The following is a 4931-nucleotide window of genomic DNA, read 5'->3' as shown; positions in this document are numbered from 1 at the left end:
TTCGATCGATGACCTCACCCCGATCGAACTGGAGCAGCTCGAATATGCTCTGACCGAGCCCCTCGAACAAGCGGGCTGACACCAGCAATACGCTCTCCGAACACGCCGGGGGGATTCACAGTGCCATCGCACTGGTACGCACTAGCTTCCTCTGCGCCGAGCCCCGCCGCTACGGCCTTTAGTCCCCAATGTTCGACAGTTCGCTCGGATCGTCCACGCGCCGTCGTCCTCGACAGGCGACGAACTCTCCGATGAAGTCCTTGCGGCCCACGTACAGTACCGCCTCAACGATGTCGGCGCAACCTTAGCTGGCTGGACGGCAGTTGCTCCGGTTCTCGACGAATCACGGATGCTCCCCGACAGTTGCGTCGAAACAGAGGCAGTATCAATCGACAACTCTGCCGCGAATCTACTGATCAGCGTCGTCGGCCGGGGCGCCGCAGAATGCCGGCTGACGTGGGGGCGAGCTGAGCGGAGGCTGCGCTCGGAACCGTGGCTTCCACGGCACGGCCATGTAGCCATCGTGTGAGTAGGACAACGTAGGCGCTGACCGCGACGATGGCGATGAGAAGCCACGCCTTGTCGCCACCTGGCAGGTAGTGCGCCGAGAGGTGACCGAGGAAAACGTCCATCCACGCGGCGTGCGGAGCCCCAGCTCGAAACACAAAGTCGGGCGCCATCGCGAAGAGATGAAGTCCAAGCACGAGGATCAGAGGGAAACGAGGCCCTGGAGCTCCACGAACGGTGAGGTGCACGATCATCACCGCGGCGGCGACGATCAAGGCGACGAGGAAGTGCGTGGCCCAGTGGAACCGGGCGTCGTGGACGCTGTAGGTGTAAAAGAGCAGCACCTCGGCAGTGACGAGAATTGTCAGCTGGGCGAGAAGCGAGCGCGGGTGCAGCGCGCGGAAGCTCGTCCTCGATGCGGAGCGATCGGCGGTCACGATACTGCTCCGGTGATGACGTCGACCTCGTACGCGTTTACCAAATACTGCGGGTCGAGCGTGACGTATCGAACCTGACGCTCGGAGTCGACCACTGCGTACCCGACCGGTGGGCCGCCATCGACCGGTACCGGCATGTGCAGTGCTGAGACAAGTCGATCGTGAGCGGGATCGTTTGGAGTGAGCACCACGAGGTCGGCGCCGTCATCCGTCACGTCAGCCTGCCACTGCTCCCACTCGCCGCCCTCCGGTTCTGACCGCTCGAAGAGCAGGATGACCGTCCGATCGCCGAGCTCCACCCCCTCGAAGTCGGTGTCCAGCACGGGACCATCTCGAAGGAGGCCATCGCGCTGGAACGCTGGGCGGGGGTCATCGAGCGGCCCCGGGGGTCTCACGAGAAGCACCACGACGGCGATGAGAACCGCCAAGAGTGCTGTGGCCGCGATGGCAGGCACCCACCAGCGCACGGGCGGCGCCCCCACGTCACCCGCAGGGTGGTTCAGTTCGCGTTTTGAAGCGGTCACACAGCCACGGTAGCCCTGAACCTGTTTGTCTCCGCATCCCTTGCATTGGGAGCGCTCCACCTGTAGGCCCGCATTACTGAAGGTGAGGTGGGCGGTCGCTTCCGAGTAAGGTCAACCGGCATGAGGGCATCCCGCATCGCACTCGCCACCGCACTGCTTGCGCCAACGCTCGCGTGGGCCGGGGCTCACGCCACGTCGCCGGAGGTGCGGCAGTGGCGGCCCGGAGTGGGAGAGCGAAGGCAGGTCGCGGATCTTGGCGTGCGCATCCATGGCGCTGGCGACGTGGTCGTCGTGCTCCTCTCGGGCCTCGCCTCCAGTGAACGGCTCTGGGGAGGCGCCTACGACGTGCTCGGTCAGCATGCGCGCGTGGTGGCTATCGATCCGATCGGATTCGGAGCCTCGATGGAGAGCGCAGCACTCGCACGTGAGATCGACGCCGATGCCCACGTCGACGCCGTGCTCGCGGTTTTGACGGCGCTCGACCTGCATGAGTTGCCGGCGATGATTGTTGGGCACTCGATGGGAGCGTCTCTTGCGCTGCGAGTCGCTGCCCGTCACGCCCCGGCGAGCATGGTCGTTGCATACGACGCGCCACTGTATTTCTCGACAGAAGAGGCAGACGAGCGGGTGCGCCACATGGGCTGGTTCGAATCCCTCCTCGCCCAAGGTCCACTGGCCGAGCGTGTGTGTGAATGGATGTGCGATAACCGGCGGGTGGCGAAGGCACTGGCCGTCGCGATCAGTCCGCGGCTGCCGGTAGTCGTCGCGAGCGACACGGTCCAACACACCTGGCGCGGCTACATCACAGGATTCAACTCGCTCGTGCGCGACGCGGGATGGTCGGAGGCGCTCCGCGTGTTGTCTACGCGAAATGTGACCGTCCGGTTGGTTGATGGCGACCACGACCCGGTTCAAGTCCCCGGACGCGCTGACGAGCTCGCGAGCACCTATTCGAACGTCACCGCGTTCCGCCTTCCAGGCGGACACCGGTTGCCGTTGAGCGACCCAGTGGGGTGCGCGTCGATCGTTCTCGCAGCTCTCAGCGAATACGCTGATAAGCGTTCCTGAGATGTGAGAACATACCCCCCGGAGGTATTCGGAATGCTGGAGCGCCTGGCGTACTTGCTGCTGATCGCGACGCTCGCGATCGTCGGCATCGCCATGAGCTCTCACAGCGCGACACCGTCCGAACACTCGACCTCAGCGAAGGCGACGATGACCGCGGACGTGATGGATCTCGGACACGAGCACTCGACAACGACTACGGTTCAGGGTGACTCGAATGACGTGGACCTTCCGGGGTCTGCCTGCGTGGATTGTGCGGACGATCACTCCGGCCTGCTGATGGCGTGCGCCTTCCTCGCGCTGCTTTTGGTCGTCAGTCTGGTGATGCCTGCCGTCGCGCTGCGATTCGGACTGCTTGCCCCCGGGGTGTCGAGAGTTGACGACACCCCCCGTCGGCTCGCCGCGCCGCGACCGCCAGACCTGTCAGAACTCTGCATCGACCGTCAGTGATTGGTCGCTCGATGGCGGCCTCGCGCCTGCCATCCCGCTGACAAATCGACCACTACTGACGAAAGAAGAAGAACCATGAAGAAGACAACAGTCATTCGCGCGCTCGCGACGAGCGCATTCGCCCTCATCACCGTGATGGGGCTCGCTGCATGCTCCACTACCGCGGAACCCTCAGAAGAATCCGGTGCCAACATGGCGGACGTCATGTTCGTGCAGATGATGATCCCCCACCATGAGGGAGCCATCGAGATGAGCGATGTGTTGCTGTCGAAGACGGGAGTCGATCCCGAGGTCGTCGCGCTGGCGGAGCAGATCAAGGCCGCGCAAGGCCCTGAGATCGAGCAGATGAAGGCATGGCTCGATGACTGGGGCATGCCGCAGATGGACGACGGCATGGACGGCATGGACGGAATGGGCGGCATGGATGGCATGTCCGATGAGGACATGCAGGCCCTTGAGGATGCGAGCGGTGCTGAGGCTGGGGATCTGTTCCTTGAGCAGATGATCGTGCACCACGCAGGCGCGATCGACATGGCCGAAGAGGTACTCGATGACGGTCAGCACCCGGAGGTGCGGGAGCTGGCGGAAAACATCATCGCCAGCCAGGCGGCGGAGATCGAGCAGATGCGCTCGATGCTCGACTCCTGATGCGACGGGCAGGCGCGGCGACCGTGGGTACGGTCGCCGCCCTCTCCGTTGCCCTCGCAGGGTGCACCTCTTCAGCGTCAGAGCCACCGCTCGCGGTGACGCACGTGCACGCTGTCGATCTCGACGACGAGCGCGGTGCTGTCTACGTCGCGACGCACGAGGGAATCCTCCGCATCACGGTCGACACGTCGGCGGCGGATGCAGCTACATCCTCGGAGGTTGGCTCCGTCGAGCGTCTCGGAGAGTGGACGGGAGATGTGATGGGGATGGCGAGACTCGGAGACACGATCTATCTCTCCGGCCATCCAGCACCTGGCGCGAGCTCGCCAGCAAACATCGGTGTGTACCAGGCCGATGTTCTCGGCCAGGAGATCGTCCCCCTGTCGTTGGAGGGCGAGGTGGACTTCCACAGCATGACGATCACGGATGTCTCCGGTGCGAGCCCCGCTCTCGCTGGAATCGACTCGGCCAGCGGGCGGGTCATCGCCAACAGAGATGGCGGAGAGACCTGGACAGTGGGCGCCGCCATCAGCGCACGCTCTCTGAGTTGGGACGTGGATGCGCAACGTTTGTTCGCGACCACCGAGCAGGGACTCCAGGTCAGTACGGACGATGGTGTGACCTTCAGCCTGGTCGATGGGGCTCCGCGCTTGCTTCTGATCTCATCGGCGTCGGCGGGTTCACCGGATGCCTACTTGGCGGGAGTTGATGTCGAGGGGTATGTGCACACGAGCACCGATGGAGTGACCTGGAACTCCGGGGGACTAGCTCCAGCCCTCACGGCGGCCGTGTCGGTGGGTAGCGAAGGATCCCTTGTTGCAGCCGGAACCCAGGGCGTGTATAGATCGAACGACCGTGGGGCGACCTGGGTGGTGATCGTGGAGTTCTAGTTGGCTTGTGGGGTGGCGGAACGAGTTCTCTACGTCCTGCCCGGGCTTGACTGCTCGTTGCGCCGTCCCCGGCAATCGAGCGCGCAAGATTGGGCCTCCCGCTAAGCGCGCGGAAGGCCCTTTCCGGTTCTGACGCGCCTAGATGTAGTGCCCAGGGACGTTGTTTGATCTGGACGTCCTGACAGGGCGAGAACCTCCGAGGCAGAGTGGAGCTGCTCACTGCATCCGCTCTGAACCAAGGAGGTTCTCGTGTCCCACGGTAATGCCGCCCTCACCCCACGCCAACGGCTTCGTGAATCCCCCCGGCGTGTTCGGAGAGCGTATTGCTGGTGTCAGCCCGCTTGTTCGAGGGGCTCGGTCAGAGCATATTCGAGCTGCTCCAGTTCGATCGGGGTGAGGTCATCGATCGA

Annotated in this window: 6 protein-coding genes; 4 read left to right on the top strand and 2 right to left on the bottom strand. The window is 64.0% G+C overall.

From position 1 onward, the window contains the following. Nucleotides 1-416: 416 nt before the first annotated feature. Both FK219_RS13145 and FK219_RS13140 read right to left on the bottom strand, forming a co-directional pair. Nucleotides 417-944: a hypothetical protein gene (locus FK219_RS13145; RefSeq protein WP_152584322.1), complete on the bottom strand. Its 528-nt coding sequence runs from the start codon at nt 942-944 to the stop codon at nt 417-419. Continuing rightward, on the bottom strand, nt 941-1468 hold the full coding sequence (locus FK219_RS13140) for a hypothetical protein (RefSeq protein WP_152584321.1): 528 nt from the start codon (nt 1466-1468) through the stop codon (nt 941-943). The genes FK219_RS13145 and FK219_RS13140 overlap by 4 nt, the downstream gene beginning before the upstream one ends. A gap of 120 nt (nt 1469-1588) precedes the next feature. Here FK219_RS13140 and FK219_RS13135 point away from each other — a divergent pair, with 120 nt between their 5' ends. From FK219_RS13135 to FK219_RS13120, 4 genes are all read left to right on the top strand, one after another. Then, nucleotides 1589-2536, top strand: coding sequence for an alpha/beta fold hydrolase (locus FK219_RS13135; protein WP_152584320.1), 948 nt, complete (start codon nt 1589-1591; stop codon nt 2534-2536). A 33-nt stretch (nt 2537-2569) separates the two neighbouring features. Further along, nucleotides 2570-2983 carry a hypothetical protein gene (locus tag FK219_RS13130; protein ID WP_152584319.1) on the top strand — a complete coding sequence of 138 codons (414 nt, stop codon included), beginning with the start codon at nt 2570-2572 and terminating at the stop codon, nt 2981-2983. Nucleotides 2984-3058: 75 nt separating this feature from the next. After that, nucleotides 3059-3631 carry a DUF305 domain-containing protein gene (locus FK219_RS13125; RefSeq protein ID WP_152584318.1) on the top strand — a complete coding sequence of 191 codons (573 nt, stop codon included), beginning with the start codon at nt 3059-3061 and terminating at the stop codon, nt 3629-3631. Then, on the top strand, nt 3631-4521 hold the full coding sequence (locus FK219_RS13120; protein WP_152584317.1) for a WD40/YVTN/BNR-like repeat-containing protein: 891 nt from the start codon (nt 3631-3633) through the stop codon (nt 4519-4521). The genes FK219_RS13125 and FK219_RS13120 overlap by 1 nt, the downstream gene beginning before the upstream one ends. The last annotated feature ends 410 nt before the right edge of the window (nt 4522-4931 follow it).

Source organism: Microcella pacifica, from assembly GCF_009371975.2.
Taxonomy (GTDB): domain Bacteria; phylum Actinomycetota; class Actinomycetes; order Actinomycetales; family Microbacteriaceae; genus Microcella; species Microcella pacifica.
This window is presented reverse-complemented; position numbering and strand designations above follow the sequence as displayed.